Genomic DNA, 17,172 nt, shown 5'->3' on the forward strand with positions numbered 1-17,172 from the left:
TAATACAATAAAAGAGACAACACCATGCAACCAACAAACAACACCATACAAACTCCATCGTCACCGCCAGGCTGGCAAATGAACCCAGTTTTAGTAATGTTAACTATTGTTATCATTGCCTTTTTAATGACTTATTTTGTTAATTCAGGCCAATATGAACGCGATGGCAAAAAAGTCATTCCTGACTCTTACCAAACTATTACTAAAGACATCACGTTAGAGCAATTATTAGGCACTGAAAAATCAGCAGAAGGTACTGCCGCGCCCGTCAGTTTACCTCAACTGTTTAAAGCGATCCCCGAAGGAATTGTTAAACAATCACCGCTTATTTATATGGTGCTATTCATCGGAGGAATGTTTGGAATTCTCAATAAAACAGGGGCAATAGAATCAGGGTTAGAACGATTGCTTCACGTCACCCGAGGCAATATCTATTTGTTGATCCCTTTCTTAATGATTGTATTTTCCATGGGAAGTACCTTTATGGGGTTAGCCAAAGAGTATCTTTTAGTTATTCCCATGGTTATTGCCTTAGTGAAACGCGTTGGCTTGAATGAACTTATTGGGCTTGCCATTGTAGCGATTGCAGTTAAGGTAGGATACCTCGCCTCCATCACCAACCCATATGCGCTTTCTATAGCACAACCGCTTGTTGGTTTACCCGTTTTTAGTGGTTTAAGTATGCGAATTGCGGCGTACCTTATTTTTATTACACTCGGAATTTTATTTGTTTTCTATAGCATTCGTAAAACGACACTCACAAGCTATGTGGCTGAAGAACATAATCAAGCCACACGATTAACCCATCGCCATAAACTTATGTTAATTGTCTTAGCTATCGGTGTTGCATTTTTAGTCTATGCCTCTAATCGCTGGCATTGGAAAAATAATGATTTATCTGCTTACTATTTATTCTTAAGTGTCATTTTAACTTTTTGTAGTGGTTTAACCGCAAGTGCCGCTGCTAACGCATTTGTCAGTGGAATGAAAAAAGTCCTTATCGCAGGGGTGTTAATTGGGTTAGCGACTGCGGTCGAAATTATTCTTTCTCAAGGTAAAATTCTCGATACCATTATTCATCAATTAGTTGGATTAGTCGGTAATCACGGTCCTTATGTTTCATCATATAGCATGTTTATTTCTCAACTATTATTAGACATTGCCATTCCATCTACTTCTGGGCAAGCCGCTGTCACAATGCCAATTTTAGGCCCCGTTGGTGAAATTTCTGGTGTCTCCCCTCAAACAACTGTTTTTGCATTTTTAATAGGTAATGGGCTGACTAACATGATCACACCAACATCCAGTGGGTTATTAATCTTCTTAGCTACGGCAGGCGTAAGTTGGACTACTTGGGCGAAGTATATTTTACCGCTATTTTTAATTTTTATGGCAATCAGTATCGGCTTACTGACCATCGCCGTGACCATAGGGTATTAATAAGATGGATATGAAGAATTACCGGATAAAAATGCGTGATGGAATAATGCTATCTACCGATGTTTACTTTCCACAAACTCAATCAACTGCATCTTTTCCCGTTATTATAGAGCGAACCCCCTATGATAAGAGCGCACCTTCTCGTTCGGAAAAAACAGTATCAGGCCAGCAAATAACACGCCAAGAAATGGCGAAATACTTCAATGAGTATGGTTTTATTGTTGTGTATCAAGATTGCCGTGGACGCTATGAGTCCGAAGGAAAGTTCACAAAATATATTAATGAAGCCGAAGATGGTTTTGATACATTACAATGGATTATGGAACAACCCTGGTGTAATGGCAAAATAGGTTCAATGGGCCTCTCTTATGCCGCGCATACACAATTAGCAATGGCGTGTCTAAACCCACCAGGCTTACACACGATGGTGCTGGATTCCGGTGGATTTGCCAACGCCTATCAATGTGGGATCCGTCAAGGAGGCGCTTTTGAACTCAAACAAGCTACTTGGGCATTTAAACAAGCTAAATTAAGCCCACTCGCCCAGCAATCTCCCGATATTTTAGCTGCACTCGAACAAGAAAATATCCATGAATGGTTCACAACAATGCCATGGTATCAAGGACAAACATTGCTTAAACACGTCCCTGAATATGAATCGTATTTATTTGAACAATGGGAAGAAGAGTGTTTTTCCGATTATTGGCAGAAAATAGGCATCTATGCTGAAGGCTACTATGACCAAATACCTGATATCCCAGTATTATTCATGTCCAGTTGGTATGATGCCTATGTCAGTTCAACATTAGATAACTATCATGCATTTGTTACTAAAAAACAATCACCTCAAAAATTAATCATGGGCCCTTGGCTCCATGGTGACCGCAATATCACTCATAGTGGTGACGCAGAGTTCGGTGATATCGCCGCATTTGATAATAATGTCAGTGAAAATTGGCTTTCTTGCCGGTTAAACTGGTTTGAAGCTCACTTAAAAGATGAAGACTCCAAAAACAATCATGAAGATGTAACGATATTTATGATGGGTGGTGGAAGCGGTAAACGTGACCGACAAGGGCGTATAGAGCATGGTGGAAAATGGCTTAACTGCCATCAATGGCCTTTAGCAAATACTGAAAAAACTGCATATTATCTGTGGCCAGATAACAAATTATATCTTCACCCCTACACTAAAACAGCCTCAATATCCTATTGTTATGACCCTAAGCACCCTGTCCCTACCATTGGCGGTGCCTTAACTTCAGGCCAACCGATATTTTGGGGAGGAGCTTTTAACCAACGTGAATTACCGCAATTTTTTGGTAGCAAACAAAATAACCTACCTCTTTCTGCACGTAGTGATGTCTTAGTTTTCGAAACCGAAGAATTGCAAACAGATGTCTGTTTAGCCGGTGAAATAGAGGTGTCGCTTTGGATCAGTAGTGATGCTTTAGATACGGATTTTACTGCAAAGCTTATTGATGTTTACCCACCTAGTGTCGATTACCCACAAGGATATGCCATGAATATTACAGATGGCATTATTCGCTGCCGTTTTCGGCATGGATATGAGAAAAAGGAATTATTAACACCGAATGAAATTGTCGAAGTGAGAATTAAGCCCTTTGCCTGTGCAAATCGTTTCGCAAAAGGACACCGTATCCGATTAGATATTTCCAGTAGCAACTTCCCTAAGTATGACTTCAATACAAATACGGGTAAAACTATCGCAGGTGACAGAACGTGGAAAATAGCCTGTAATAGCCTACATTTTTCTAGTGAGCACCCGTCAAAAATTATTTTGCCAGTGATCAACGAAGCTTAAACTCTTATTAGCTAATAAACTATTTGCCCGCTTTAGCTGCCAACAGCACTAAAGCGGGCTACATGAGAAGATAATTATTGCGCTTGAACCCAAAACACACCATCACCGTCTAAGGCAGTGAACGTTTTATGTAAGTAATCGCTATCCGCTTGCGGATCAAGGTCTGCAAACAGCTCCGGATGGATGAATTTTGCAATTGCTTCCACTGCAATAATATTGAATGGCGTATCATAATATTGCTGATAGAGCGCCAATACTTGCTTGTTTTTGAAAGCAGATAATGAACGAAATTTAGGGCGATCCATTAGCTTATTCAGTCTAGCCAAAGAAGTTTGTTTATTTCCGGTATAACCTAGTGGTACAGAAGCACTACCTTTACGAGTGTTATCCCAATCTGCTGCCGTCATTAAATAGTAGTCTGGGTTGCTGTGAATCAGTTGTTCTTCACTGATTTCCCCCCCCATTCCAATACTGAACCATTGGGAACCGAGGTTATTTCCACCAGCGGTTTCAACAAATTCACCAAAATTGCCATTACCAAACGTTTTACAGCAATAATCTTCCCCTTGGATACCAGCGGCTCGTTCAATAAATACGCTTGGGCGTTGCTCTTGACTAAGTTTAGCCACTCTTGAACGGATTAAGTCTAACTTTTGCTGGTAAAACTGATTAAATGCTTGCGCTTGTTGTTCCTCACCAAATACTTGGCCCAATAACGTCATACTCGGCAAAGTGTTTTTCAGTGGATATTGTCTAAAATCGATAAAAATGACAGGTAAGCCACTTTTTTCCAATAATGATAGAGTGCCACTTTCTGTGAGCTTACTCTTTAAGCCAATATCAAAAATGAGTAAATCTGGCTGTGCAACCAACGCTTTCTCAACGCTAAAGTCCGTTGTATACGGGTTTGGGAAAACAGGGATCTTGCTTAATTCTGGGAATTTTTTGCTATAAGCCACACTCAGGTCAGGCGCTTTTTTTATTAACGCATCATCCCAAGCAATAATCCCTTTTAGTGGTTCTTGTGGATGTAATATATTCAGCGCAACTAAGACACGGCTATCTGCCAGCATCACTCGAGATACTGGCGCATTGACGGTTACGTCCCTACCCGCAATATCCTTCACCGTGATAGGTGCAGATAAGCTACTAGCCGAAAATAGTAGGCTAACCGTACCAAGAACCAGCACGAATATATTGATAAGTTTTCTCATTATCATTGTTCTGCCTTGTATTTATTAAAATTTTACAGATGCTTGAACATAGTAAGTTCTTGGCTGCCCCACATAGATACCATAATTATTATCCGTAGAACGCGTAAAATAGGTTTGATCAAAAAGATTTTTAATACCCGCTGATAGCGTTAAATCAGACAAACTTTTACCAAAATGGTACTCACCTCGTGCATCCCATACCATATAACCGGGGATTGTTCCGTATCGACCATCCGCACTGGGCTTTGTTACATAATGGCTTGATGTCCCTGGCGATTCTTGAGTAGATTGCGCATAGGTATTTAAGTTCCATACCCAATCCCCCGTTTCATAACGGCTACCTGCGGTAAAGACCTGCCGTGAATAAAACGGTAAATCTTTATGGGCAAAGTCACCTTTTTTACTGACCGCTTTCGTGTAGGTATAGGTGCTGTATACGCTGATACCCTCCAATTTATCGCTCAGGTCAGACAGGTTATACCTTGCAGCCAATTCCACACCTTGGTGAGTCGTGGCGCCCAGATTTGTCCAACCCGTTGTATTTTCAACATAAAGTAGTTGGTCATCAAAGTCGATATAGAATAAGGTCGCCTCAAGGGATAGCGCTGTATTATCGTATTTAGTCCCCACTTCATAGTTATGTGCTTTTTCTGCACTTAACCCATTCGCAGGGGAATTCCCTACCCCTTTAGTATTCAACTGGAAATACTGTAAACTGCCGAATGACGTACTCGCATTAGCAAATAGTTTCCATTCATCATCAATATGATAGATCACGGCTAACGCAGGAAGTGGTTCGCTATATCGCTTACTTCTATTTTGGTTTTTAAAGCTATCATTTAAATGAATATTAATGTTTTCATAGCGAATACCCGGAATGATAGTCCAGTTACCGACATCAATCGTGTCATCAAGATAAATCGCATGGGCTTCTGTTCCACCCGATGTGTGTTGATAATAATCATTGGTACTCGGCCGCGAACTTTGAGTGCCCGCTTGGTACCAATTTGAACGGTAAGCTTTTTCGTCTGCGGTCTCATTTAAATAACGATACCCCACTGTCACTTCGTGTGAAATATCATTAAAACGGAATAATTGTGAGTAGCTAGGCTCAATGGCATAAGCGGTATAGTGGCGAGGGTAAGAAACTAAGCGTCTTTCATTGGCTTTATCTTTGTGGTCACTTTCTATGTAACTACCCCGATAACTTTTACTAAACCATGTCATTAACTCAAATTGCTTGTCATCTTCTTCATGTTTGTATTTCAATGACATATCTTGTCGATTGCCTTCAAAACGGTCATAAGGCCGTGTTGATTGGAAGGGGTCAGTATTATATTGCGCTTGAGTCAACCCTCCAGGCATACCTGACATCGCATGATAGTAATGAAAATTAGCCAGTAGCTCGTCGTTATCTGTTATGGCATAACGGGTTTTTAAAATCAGGTCATCAATATCAGTATTATCATTGCTTTTACGGTAGCCTTGCCCGTGTAACCCTGAATACAGCAATAGCGCTCCCGCTGAATCATCCGCTTTTGAACCCCCTACGGACGCATCCACCAATGTCTTTAACCCACCCGTTTTAGCTCCTTGAGTTTGTAACGAAACACCCCCAGAAAAGTTTTTCGGAATAGGCTTAGTCACAAAGTTAATTACACCACCCACATTTTGTGGTCCATAACGCACAGAAGCCCCTCCACGGATCACATCAATAGATTCAATACTACCTAGTGATAATGGTGACATCGACAATTGAGGTTGACCATAAGGCGCAGCGGCTAGTGGCATACCATCGAGTAAAATCGTTGAACGCGGTGAAAGACGTGAGGTTAACCCTCGTACCCCTACATTTAAGGAAACATCGCTTCCCCCTGTCCCATTACTTTCGCGTACCTGCACCCCTGGGATCCCTTTTAAAGCATCCCCAATGGTTTCACTGCCTAATTCTTTAATTTGCTGTTGAGATCTTACTGTCCGAGCACCTGGGTGATTAAATACCACCTCACCATCTTCAGTATTTTCAAGCCAATTACCTGTAACTGTAATCTGATCATTTTTTGAATTTTCAACAGCGAAAACATGATAAGGCGCTAATGCAGCTGAAATTGCTAATGGTATTAGTAACTTGCTAGTTTTTAAATTCATAAGGGATACGTAACAAAGGAGATTAAGAGCAATAATGATAATTAGAATCATTACAGATAATCAACTTAATTTACTATTTATTTTGAAATTACTCTAGCTTAATTCCTTATTATATAAAGGGTTATTGTTTTTGATTTAGAATGAAAAGCACTGAAGAAAACTAAAAAATCCGAGGGAAAATTTCCCCTCGGAGCATATTACTTAACGACATCATATGGTTAAAAGCAAAACAAATAATATTTTGCTTCTAATAAGAACTAACCGCCTAGTGAGAAAAACACTACCCGACCAACTCCCTCGCCAACAAAAATACAGAGTGTTGCCAGTGACATCACGAATGTTGCATTCACATTGTGCCCATTTTTTTGACACAGTAAACGACCAACAAACAATACCCCTAATGCAATAAGTATGATTCTAACAATACTTAAGTTCACTAAACCATCAGGGAGTTCACGTGGCGTCATTCCCATATAAATCGGCTCTCCCATATTCCCTAGTAGAGATAATGCGCCCAGTAACATGAGTAAAATTCCTATAACACCAATACCTAGCGCAATTTTGACCACACGTTTTAATTGCTCTTCTTTGCCATGGCGACGTAAAGAACCTACCAGTAATAATGCCGCAACTACACCACCAAGCAATAACACCGCGCCAAAGAAACTGGCGTAGGTAAATAAGCCATTCCAGAGGTTAAACAAGGTATTAGCGTATAACGCTGACATTGCATACATATAGATAATACCGGCTAACGCACTCAGCGACAGTAACAGCGCATTCGCATTTTGTTTAAGTAATAGCAGTGCAATACTGAAAAACAAGAGCGCCATATAAATTGCCGTCGCCCACACTTCACGGCTCATCCATGAGGTCGACACATGCAACATGGTGTAAAACATGTGTAGCGGGTTCCCCATATGAAATAGTGAGCCTAACAACCCAACACAGCCCAGAATAAAACTTGCTAAAATAGGCAGTTTAATAAACTGGACACTTTGTCGGTTATTTCCGCCTTCAAGTACACGAAAATAGCACACCAATGAAACTAGCAAACACCCTACAGAAGCTTGCATAAATAAGGTGAAAACCACCAATGGAAATTCATGCATGATAATTCTCCTTATCCTTTTGTACCGACAACCAGGTTCGGTTTGGTAATACTTGAGCTAGGTAACCCTGCAATATCTGCATTCGAGCCATATTTTTTACGTAACTCACTAATTAGACCGAATTCAATCGCACGCATAGGACAAGAATCAACACACATTGGATTCCCGCCTTTTTCACGGAGATCAAGACAAGTGTCGCACTTAGTCATCATTCCAATACTGGCATCGAATTGAGGTGCCTCGTATGGACAAGCCCATGTACAATAGCGGCACCCCACACATTTATCATGGTCGACTAATACAACCCCATCTTCTTCTCGTTTATGCATTGCGGTGGTAGGGCAATGGCTGACACATTGCGGATCGTCACAATGGTTACAGGCAATAGACAAATGCCAAGTCCGAGGACGTGGAAATTCACCAACTTCAATATCATACACACGACGAAAGTTGCGCCCGACCTCGAGATCATTTTTGTCTTTACATGCAACAACACAGGTTTTGCAACCAATGCAAGTGGCAACATTAATATAAAATCCAACTTGTTTATCCATTTCTTATTGCCCCCTAAAAAATAATACGCTGTGGAATTGCAGCATCTGGAACTAGCTGGTCACCATGCCATTTTTCAATATTACATAGCATCGTGTTCCACCCTGACGTCCCAAGCCCTGTAGGGACTTGAATGGTTAGCGTATTATCAGCTCCCGCCATATCTATTCCTGTTTTTTCATCAACATCTGTCCAACTTCCATGTGGTAATGCCACAACACCCGGTTTCATAGTTTGTGTGACTAAAGCAGGACGCACAATTTTCCCCTGTGGGCTCGTTATCAACACAGTTTCACCGTGTTTAATACCCAAGCGTTTCGCATCAGACGCATTGATATAAATTGGGCTTGGCCACTGCTCACGCAGCCAAGGCACGTTATCAAGCGTACTGTGAGATCGACGTAAATAGTGTGGGTTATAGATTTGGAATGGATAATCCCCTTTTTCCTTCTTCGAGAAGTCGCTAAAACTTGCCTCATAACCGCTTGCGGACGGGATATATTCAGGAATTGGCGGTAATTTCGTCCAGCCACATTCATCGGCTTTTTCGACTAATTTTTGGCAGTAAATTTCGAATTTACCACTCGGAGTTGGTCGTGGATTGGCTTGAGGGTCGCGAATAAAATCTTCATAGGCAATATAACCATAGTTATCACCAGCAGTACGCTTGACTTGGTATTTCCCAACAGTAAGAAATTCATTGAGGGTAATTCGGCCTTGCTGTGGCTTACCTGTTATTTGCCATTCATCAATATCTGCTTGGGTAATGGTGATTAATGGCTCTGTCGTCTTACCATCTTCACCAATAATTGTTGCGCCATTGAGTTTATTAAAAAATTGTTGTTTTTCCGAAACAGGGAAAACTTCATCGACATTAATACCCAAACGTTTACCTATTTCTTTGGCAATCCACTGGTCACTTCTCGCCTCATAAAGTGGCGGAGTTACATTCACCGCAGCTATAATAACTTCGCGGTTACTTGGATTTAATATGGTTCCTTCGCGTTCCCACTCTGTCGTAACGGGTAAGACGATATCCGAATATTTAGCACAAGTATGTGGAACATATGCTGCAGTTACAACCAACTCTACATCTTTACGATAAGCTTCAACACTTTGCGAAATATTAGCTCGCGTTTGCAGTGTCGCATTAAACGGGTGAATGATCATTTGGATATTTGCATCGACATTCCCAACACCACGTTGGCGGAATTTTTTCTCTAATAATGCACGGTTAAGCTCATTGTGATTAATTTTCAAGCTAACTGGATTTGGTATTGAAGGTAACCCACTGGCTCCTGCCATTACGAGCCGTGTGCCATTATTTCCAGCAGCGAAGTGGCAACTAACCCCAGTCATGCGACCAGGCCTTCCCATATGGCCAGTCATAAAGCCTAATGTTGAGAATGCTTGTACCCATCCTTCACCATTATGGATCCGAGCAGGCGCCCAACCGGTAAGCAATGCGACTCGGTTAGTACCGCCGATTTCACGCGCTAACTTGCGAATATCACTGGCTGACAGACCACAAATATGAGAGGCCCACTCTGGTGTTTTCGGCTCCCCCGTGTAGGTGCCTAACAGATAATCTTTGAAGTTACCTTTTGGATCAGCGCCAGCTGGCATATTATTTTCATCAAAACCAACCGTGCAACGACGTAAGAAATCCCAATCAATCAATGGGTTGTCAGGGCTATCCATTTCTAATAACGCAGACATGATACCCAGAGCTAAAGCATGGTCAGTACCGGGGTTGATAGGGTACCAGTCTGCATCCATTAACTCTGCCGTGGTCGTATAACTTGGGTCAATACTAATAAAGCGCGCTCCCGCTTTTTTCGCTTGATAGTAATTATAGGTTGGGCTACCAGGGCTGCTCCACGCTGGGTTTGCTCCCCACATTACAATTAACTGGGAGTTACGCATATCAAAGCGATCATTGGTACCAAACGTATAAAACCCTTCAAGCAATCCTAAATGAGCTGGTGTTTCAAACCATGCCCCCCATGAGGTTGTTCCCCAATCGCCAACAAATCCCCCAGCTTTCGCATAAACGTTTTGGATATCAACACCATTACCGCCAGTGATCCAAATCGATTCATTCCCATATTTTTCTTTAATACGTTTCGATTCTGATGCCACAATATCTAATGCTTCATCCCAACTGATGCGTACCCATTGGTCTCGGCCTCGCAAGCTTTTATCTCCACCACCGGGAGCCCAGCCTTTACGTTTCATTGGATATTTTAAGCGATCTGCGCCAAAGACTTGTTTACGTTGTGAACGGCCACGTAAACAACCTCGTTGTTGTGGGAAATCAGGTGAGTCCGCAACCACATCATCGGTTTTTTGCCTAACAACCACGCCATCAACCACCAGTGCTTTATTAACACAGCGGCCACCACAGTTATGCCAGCAGGCCACGGGCTTCCATTTCCCTTGAGTGACCGCATCTGTTGCTTGCTCAACCGCTTTTTCTTCCTCTGGTGTTGCCGCATATAATTGCTTACTCAGCGGTAACGTAGCCATCACTGATGCCGCTGATGTCCAAGCTATAAATGAACGGCGACTCAAGGCTATTTTCTGTCTTTCTGACATTGCTCTTACCTCTTCATTTTGTTTATTATTATAAATTAACTAACTCATTGATTTTTTTAATATCATTACGTAAGAAAAGCTCAACTAATGAACTTAATTGGCGATAGAATAATGTGTCTGCATGGTTATGCATTGAGCGGCAAAATGGCGTAATAAACGCCAATAAATGGGTATTTAAAAATGTGGCAGACCCGAGCAACAACGCGTTTACTTTAACCCAATCAACGGTTTCATTTTCGCTATCAATAAGTTCAGTAATACGCAGGCTTAAATGCCACATAAAATCTAACTCATAACCAATATGGTCAGCGGCTTCCCTATCCCCTTCCGGTAAATGAACGCCATACTGTTCATAAAAGGATTTCACTGCTGAGGTACTTTCTTGAAATAACAGTTTGTCACGGGAAACATAAGTTGACTCCCATGGCGCTGCTGGCGGGGCTTCTGGGCCAATAAATAAGCGAGTAAAATCCCAATGCAAGTTTTCAAAATCCTCAGTATTGGCTTTTAGCTGCCTATTGTTTAAGTCTTTATGCATGTCATTTATTGCATTACTCATCGCGGGTAATGCTTCATCACAGGGAAACAACAACAACCCTGAGTCTCTCAAATAACTTAATAACTCTGGCGTTGGTTCTTCCATAAACAAACGCCGCAATACGTCATAAGCAAATTGACGCGCATACAGAAAATCTAAAATTTGGTCGTCATTGGTCATAAATGTATCCCTACAGGTCAGTCAGTAAAAATTCAGCGGGTGTAGTGAGTTCAATTCGCACTTCTTTAATTAAAGGATTGCCCTGTTCATCGGGCTCAACAATGTGAGAGGTCAACGCAATAGGTAGTTTGGCTAGTGGGGTTAATAAGTAAATTGCTTCAGGGTTAAATTGCAAAAACCCATGTAACAAATCTTGATAATAAGAAACGCCTGTGTGTTTCAGTAAAGCCGCCACTTTTTCACAATCATCACCAAAAACCTTGGCGCTTTTAAAAAAATAATCTTGAGAAGAGAAGAAGTAATGTTTTCCTAATACTTTTTCATTGTGTTCGAAAAAAGCATTACTTTGGTACACTTGCCCCGTATGTTTATTTTCTAAAGAGCAATAATGCACCCCAAGCGATAATTTATTTTCTAGTGCAAAATTAAGCACTCGAAGGCAAGCTAATTCACTCTGTGCAACCGCCAATCCACCAGCATACCAATAGTTGTAATACACCTCATAAGGTGGATTTTTAAGTTCGAAGCCTCGGGCTTGATACGCTTCACTATTTGTTAGTGGGAAACAAAACTCTAATAAATTGATACCATCAATACCAATATCATCAAGCTGAGTTAATAACTGATACATTTGCTGTTCTGTACCGGGGATCACCGGCATTTCCACCATAACCGCTGGAAAAATTTCACGCGCTAATGCGATGCGGTGCAAAACTTTGGTGATGCGTTCTTTTGAATCATCAATTTTGATACTAAAACGGATTTCTTGTAGACCTGCCTTCGCTAAAGCTAATGCAGTGTTACGGTCTAATGGGTCACCAGCGGTATATAAACGGCTATGAACCTGAGGTAGTTTTTGTTGGACGGTTTGGAAAAATTCGATACTTTCTTGGCGAAAAAGTAGAGGCTCCCCGCCTGTTAGCGCAATATGAGTTAGTGGGTAACTTTGCTCGGCAATTGCATCAACTTCCCCAATCGCATCACGCATTTCCTGTTGATAACCCTGATAATTTTCTTGGTTTGGATTAAAACAAAAGTAACAATCGCGGTGACATTTTAATGACAAAAATGTTGTGTGGCTCCCTTCCCCTGTACGACATTGCACGCAAGCACTCGAGAGCCAATTACAATGTATACTCTTCCCATTATTGGCAAAAGTTGCGCCATGATTCTTTATACTTAGTTTGAGTTTCTCAATTTCATGTTGCTGTGCAAAAGGGGCTTCAAAATTAAGGCCATATTCTATGATTGCCTGCTGTGTTTGCTGTTCGATATCCAAATAGCGAATAGCGTAGCGCTTAAATTTTTGATTATTTACTGTCGATATTGTTCTATCAGTAATAGGATAGATCATAAATTTCCCTTCAATTTATGAGCAAACAGTTCCTATTATTCAGTGAGTCTTCAATTAGGTTTAGAACGTAAACAATCAATTAATAAACTGTCATTAAAATACTAATAACATTTTAAAATATGCTTATAAACACTCACATCATTACCGATTAAATTGAAAAATTTTAAATAAGAAATATTCGCATTATATTGTTTTGATTTTTAATTAATATCAGTATAGGTAAGTGACGTAATATGGTGTTGCGCAGGATCAAAAAAACTTTCCTTTCATTATTTATATATCAAATAATTAGCTATCGCTGTCGTTATGGCTAGGTTATTACTTAATCGTGTTCTCATTATATGAGAATTATCTCTTTAAAAATCGCCATATAAAATTCAAATACCTCATTTAATAGCATTCTAAAATAATATTAAACTAACCGTTCAACATTAAAAGAGAGGAAATAATATTTCAATTTGTAAAATTAAAATTCAAAAAATGTTCAGCTATTCATATTTATCATATTTAATTTCTTTTATAAACCTCTCTAATAAATACAGCATAGTTATTATTTATCTTTTTATCATAGTTAAAGATATAATTATAATTCATCGTTAGGCACTCCCAACTCGTCACTATCACTCGATTGGTCATTATCGTCAAAGTGGTAAAGCATAAGTCACCTTAACCGTTTCCATTGGCACCTCCGTCTTAATACTCTGAATGCTGCTAATTTGCGTTAAATGGTCTGCATGAAATCGACGATAAGAGGCTAAGTCTTGCGTTACAATACGGATCAAAGCATCACATTCACCTGCCATTAGATGACATTCAACGACTTCAGGCATTAGTTTAATGTCCTCAACAAATTGGTTGATGGTCTTGGCATCTTGTGTTTTAAACCAAATACGTGCAAATAAAGAAAGACCAGCTCCAATTTTACTGCCATCCAACACGGCCACATAACGTTTGATAACCCCTGCTTCTTCAAGCAATTTCACACGACGCAGGCAAGGTGACGGGGAAAGCCCCACTTCTTTAGCTAATTCAATATTCTGAATTTTTCCATCTCTTTGTAAAACCTGTAAGATGCGCCTATCAATAGCATCCAATTTTAGTCTATTTTCCTTCATTGAAACTGAACTCCAATCTAATATTAATTAATGATATTAAATACTAATTATTGTTTATTTTAAAGCAATAAAAAAATCCAATATCACTGGATTATCGCTATAATTTTATCGCTACTGGCCAGTTGCGTGAAATAACAATAAACAATAATGAGGAATTGAAATGGAGTTACAGACCTTACTCTTATTTAGCGCAACTGTAGTCCCTTTAGTCTGCACACCAGGCCCAGATATTCTTTTTATTTCCGCACAAGGATTATCAGGAGGCACCTCTGCTGCCTTAAAAGCTAATTTCGGTATTATACTGGGCTATGTGGCGCATGCGATTCTGGCTGCACTTGGTTTAGCTGCGATTGTTGCAGCTTCCCCCATGATTTTTCATACCATTAAATGGGTTGGCGTGGCTTATGTCACTTATCTTGCTATCCGCATGGTGTTATCTGCGATGAAAGCGGGAGACTTAAAGATTCAAACTGTATCAACAAAGGCAGTAATCGCTAAAGCATTTCTAACTAGCTTTCTTAACCCTAAAGGGTTACTTGTGTATTTCGCTATTTTACCGAATTTTATTAAACTGACAGAAAGTGTAGCCGTTCAGTCCTTGATACTCTCAGCCTCTTTTATACTTTCGTGTGTCGTGATTTACGGTGTAATAGGTGCATTATTTGCATCCATGCATAATAAGCGAGCTTATAATGATAAAAAACGCCGTATAACCGAGGGTGTTGCCGGCGGTATGCTAACACTGGCTGCTATTGGTTTAGCTACTAGTTAGCGAGGCAATAATTCAATCCAAATTAACTTGCTATCGGTGCTAAGTGGTTTTATCACCCCTTCACCGATATCAGGTAGCCACCAGCCTCCTTGTCCTTGCGCCATAAGATGGCAATTTGCGCCTGAAATTTCCCATTTGCCATTGAGCACATAGACTAACCCTGCTTGGTTAACTGGTAATTTACACTCTTCAGTGATGAAATAGTTTTTAGCCGCCCACCTGTCATCTCGAAAAATGAAATTCATTAACTTAACTGATGGCTTTGGGACTTTTACCGCACAAAATTGCTGAGCTGAAAATTGGACATGATCACCTGCGTGCTCTAGTCGACACTCAAATACTTTGGTATCGGTTAACAGAAGCGGCTGGTCATTCAACAATACTGCCAACCTTTCTCCTTCCGCATAGCGTTTTAAATAGCTCTCTTGTCCAATGGTCGCAATGCTTGCGCGTAGTGAATAGTCCGATGCAACAGGCCAGCAAAATACTTCTTGGCTGGCCCCCGCACCATCATGCCAATCCAGGATAGGTAACTCCATTATGTCAAAACATTTTATTTTCACATTACCTCCCATCTATTGCTGCTAACACATTTAGATTTATACTTAGATTGGCAAAGTTAATCTTTCAAGGCAATGAATTAACAATGATAATGTGACTAATCACGCCTCTCATTGATTAAAAAGTGACATAAACGGCCTAAAGTTTTCATTGCTTCTTCCACCCTCTCACTCCATGTAAACGATGCATTAAGACGAAATGCATGATTAAACTGATCACTGGTGGAAAACATACTTCCCGGTGCAATGCTGATCCCCTCTTTTAATGCGAGTTGATACAAACGAATAGCATTAAATGGCGGTTCAAATTCTAGCCATAAAAAATACCCACCTTTTGGTGTATTAACTTTTACTGACTGAGGCATGTATTTTGCTATTGCACTCAACATTTGGTGCTGACGTTGTTCCATCGTTAAACGCAGTTTACGAAGGTGGTTGTCATATCCCCCTAATGATAAGTATTCAGCAATAGCTAATTGTGTGGGAACGCTGGCAGAAACGGTGCTCATCATTTGTAAATGTTGAATTTTTGTCGCGTGTTGACCCGCGGCAACCCACCCCACACGATACCCCGGCGCTAAACATTTCGAAAACGAAGAACAATGAAAGAAATTTCCTTTAGTATCTAGTGCCTTTGCGGGTATTGGCTGTTTGTTACCAAAATAAAGTTCCCCATAGACATCATCCTCAATTAATGCAATTTGCTGCTTATTCAGGATATCGACCAGTCGTTTTTTGTTCGTTTGCGGCATCGTACCGCCTAATGGATTTTGATAATGTGTCATCAGCCAACAGGCTTTAATTGGATATTTGCTTGCAATATCCTCTAACGCGTCAAGATCAATACCAAATAGTGGGTCTGTTTTAATAGCAATTGCCTTGAGTTTTAACCGCTCAATTGCCTGAAGTGAACCATAGAATGCAGGTGATTCGATAACGACCCAGTCCCCAGGCTGAGTGACTGATTGTAAACTCAGAACTAAAGATTCCATTGCTCCGGCTGTAATCACGATTTCATCGGGAGCAACATGGATCCCTTGAGTTGCATAACGCTGAGCAATGTTTCGACGCAGCTGTTCATTACCAGGAGGCAAATTAGCTGGTGTATTAAATTTAGATAAGCGCCTAGCGACAGACGCGAGTGATTTCGCGAGTTTTGGGTCATCTAATAAAGCAGGCTCTGGAAATGCGGAGCCAAATGGGATAATATTCGGGTCCTTACAAGCTTGTAAGACCCCAAAAATAGAGGCGTTAATCTCTACATTTTCATTCAAATGTAGCCCTTTACCTCCTTTTGCGGCAGCAAATGCGTTATTGCGATTTGCCACGTAATATCCTGATTGCGGGCGAGCAACGACCCATCCTTGGCTTTCAAGCAACTGATATGCTTGCACAACAGTCATTAAACTTAAACCCGACTGTTTAACACTTTCCCTCAAAGAAGGTAATCTGTCACCCACTTGCCAGATATTGTCTTCAATTTGCTGACGAATTTGTGCTGCTAATTGTTCATATCTCGTCATAGCCGCCTCGACTGTTATAGTTAATATCTCAATAATTGTTACTATTATAGTTTATCGTCTCATGTTCTACTTATCCACACATTCACCTGACTTTTTTTTAACTATAAGCACAAAACATTTTTCGTTGGATGGCGATTATTTTGCACTCAGGTGTGAGCAACTCCTTTTGCTAGGGATTAGCGCCTCAATTGCTCTCATCAAAACGTTGAATGTTGCGTGTCATTAACATATCCACTCAGGG

The 17,172-nt window shown here is 40.6% G+C and carries 13 protein-coding genes; 3 read left to right on the forward strand and 10 right to left on the reverse strand.

Going from position 1 to position 17,172, the window contains the following annotated elements:
* The first annotated feature begins 24 nt into the window (after positions 1–24).
* Complete coding sequence (locus PSE60_RS07440) at positions 25–1,440, forward strand: YfcC family protein (RefSeq protein WP_272665022.1); 1,416 nt, start codon at positions 25–27, stop codon at positions 1,438–1,440.
* Positions 1,441–1,444: 4 nt separating this feature from the next.
* Complete coding sequence (locus tag PSE60_RS07445; protein ID WP_272665023.1) at positions 1,445–3,265, forward strand: CocE/NonD family hydrolase; 1,821 nt, start codon at positions 1,445–1,447, stop codon at positions 3,263–3,265.
* Between the two features lie 74 nt (positions 3,266–3,339).
* On the opposite strand, the gene PSE60_RS07450 is transcribed toward PSE60_RS07445, so the two are convergent.
* From PSE60_RS07450 to PSE60_RS07485, 8 genes are all read right to left on the reverse strand, one after another.
* Entirely contained in the window at positions 3,340–4,485 is a 1,146-nt protein-coding gene (locus tag PSE60_RS07450; protein ID WP_272665024.1) for an ABC transporter substrate-binding protein, read from the reverse strand.
* Between the two features lie 18 nt (positions 4,486–4,503).
* Positions 4,504–6,627, reverse strand: a complete 2,124-nt coding sequence (locus tag PSE60_RS07455) for a TonB-dependent receptor family protein (RefSeq protein WP_272665025.1) — start codon at positions 6,625–6,627, stop codon at positions 4,504–4,506.
* A 257-nt stretch (positions 6,628–6,884) separates the two neighbouring features.
* Positions 6,885–7,739: a dimethyl sulfoxide reductase anchor subunit family protein gene (locus PSE60_RS07460; protein WP_272665026.1), complete on the reverse strand. Its 855-nt coding sequence runs from the start codon at positions 7,737–7,739 to the stop codon at positions 6,885–6,887.
* Positions 7,740–7,750: 11 nt separating this feature from the next.
* Entirely contained in the window at positions 7,751–8,293 is a 543-nt protein-coding gene (locus PSE60_RS07465; RefSeq protein ID WP_210835542.1) for a DMSO/selenate family reductase complex B subunit, read from the reverse strand.
* Positions 8,294–8,306: 13 nt separating this feature from the next.
* Complete coding sequence (locus PSE60_RS07470) at positions 8,307–10,889, reverse strand: molybdopterin-dependent oxidoreductase (RefSeq protein WP_272665027.1); 2,583 nt, start codon at positions 10,887–10,889, stop codon at positions 8,307–8,309.
* Between the two features lie 28 nt (positions 10,890–10,917).
* Positions 10,918–11,607 (reverse strand): TorD/DmsD family molecular chaperone, encoded by a 690-nt coding sequence (locus PSE60_RS07475; RefSeq protein ID WP_272665028.1) that lies wholly within the window; start codon positions 11,605–11,607, stop codon positions 10,918–10,920.
* Positions 11,608–11,617: 10 nt separating this feature from the next.
* Positions 11,618–12,961: a radical SAM protein gene (locus PSE60_RS07480; protein WP_272665029.1), complete on the reverse strand. Its 1,344-nt coding sequence runs from the start codon at positions 12,959–12,961 to the stop codon at positions 11,618–11,620.
* Positions 12,962–13,602: 641 nt separating this feature from the next.
* Complete coding sequence (locus PSE60_RS07485) at positions 13,603–14,076, reverse strand: Lrp/AsnC family transcriptional regulator (RefSeq protein WP_210838918.1); 474 nt, start codon at positions 14,074–14,076, stop codon at positions 13,603–13,605.
* Positions 14,077–14,236: 160 nt separating this feature from the next.
* On the opposite strand from PSE60_RS07485, the gene PSE60_RS07490 reads away from it, so the two are divergent.
* Positions 14,237–14,848, forward strand: coding sequence for a LysE family translocator (locus PSE60_RS07490; protein WP_272665030.1), 612 nt, complete (start codon positions 14,237–14,239; stop codon positions 14,846–14,848).
* Here the strand turns inward: PSE60_RS07490 and PSE60_RS07495 are convergent.
* Positions 14,845–15,387: a HutD family protein gene (locus PSE60_RS07495; protein WP_210838941.1), complete on the reverse strand. Its 543-nt coding sequence runs from the start codon at positions 15,385–15,387 to the stop codon at positions 14,845–14,847. The genes PSE60_RS07490 and PSE60_RS07495 overlap by 4 nt on opposite strands.
* Positions 15,388–15,506: 119 nt before the next feature.
* Positions 15,507–16,931 carry an aminotransferase-like domain-containing protein gene (locus PSE60_RS07500; protein ID WP_004910542.1) on the reverse strand — a complete coding sequence of 475 codons (1,425 nt, stop codon included), beginning with the start codon at positions 16,929–16,931 and terminating at the stop codon, positions 15,507–15,509.
* Positions 16,932–17,172 lie beyond the last annotated feature (241 nt).

It is taken from the genome of Providencia sp. PROV174 (genome assembly GCF_028480685.1).
Lineage (GTDB): Bacteria > Pseudomonadota > Gammaproteobacteria > Enterobacterales > Enterobacteriaceae > Providencia > Providencia rettgeri.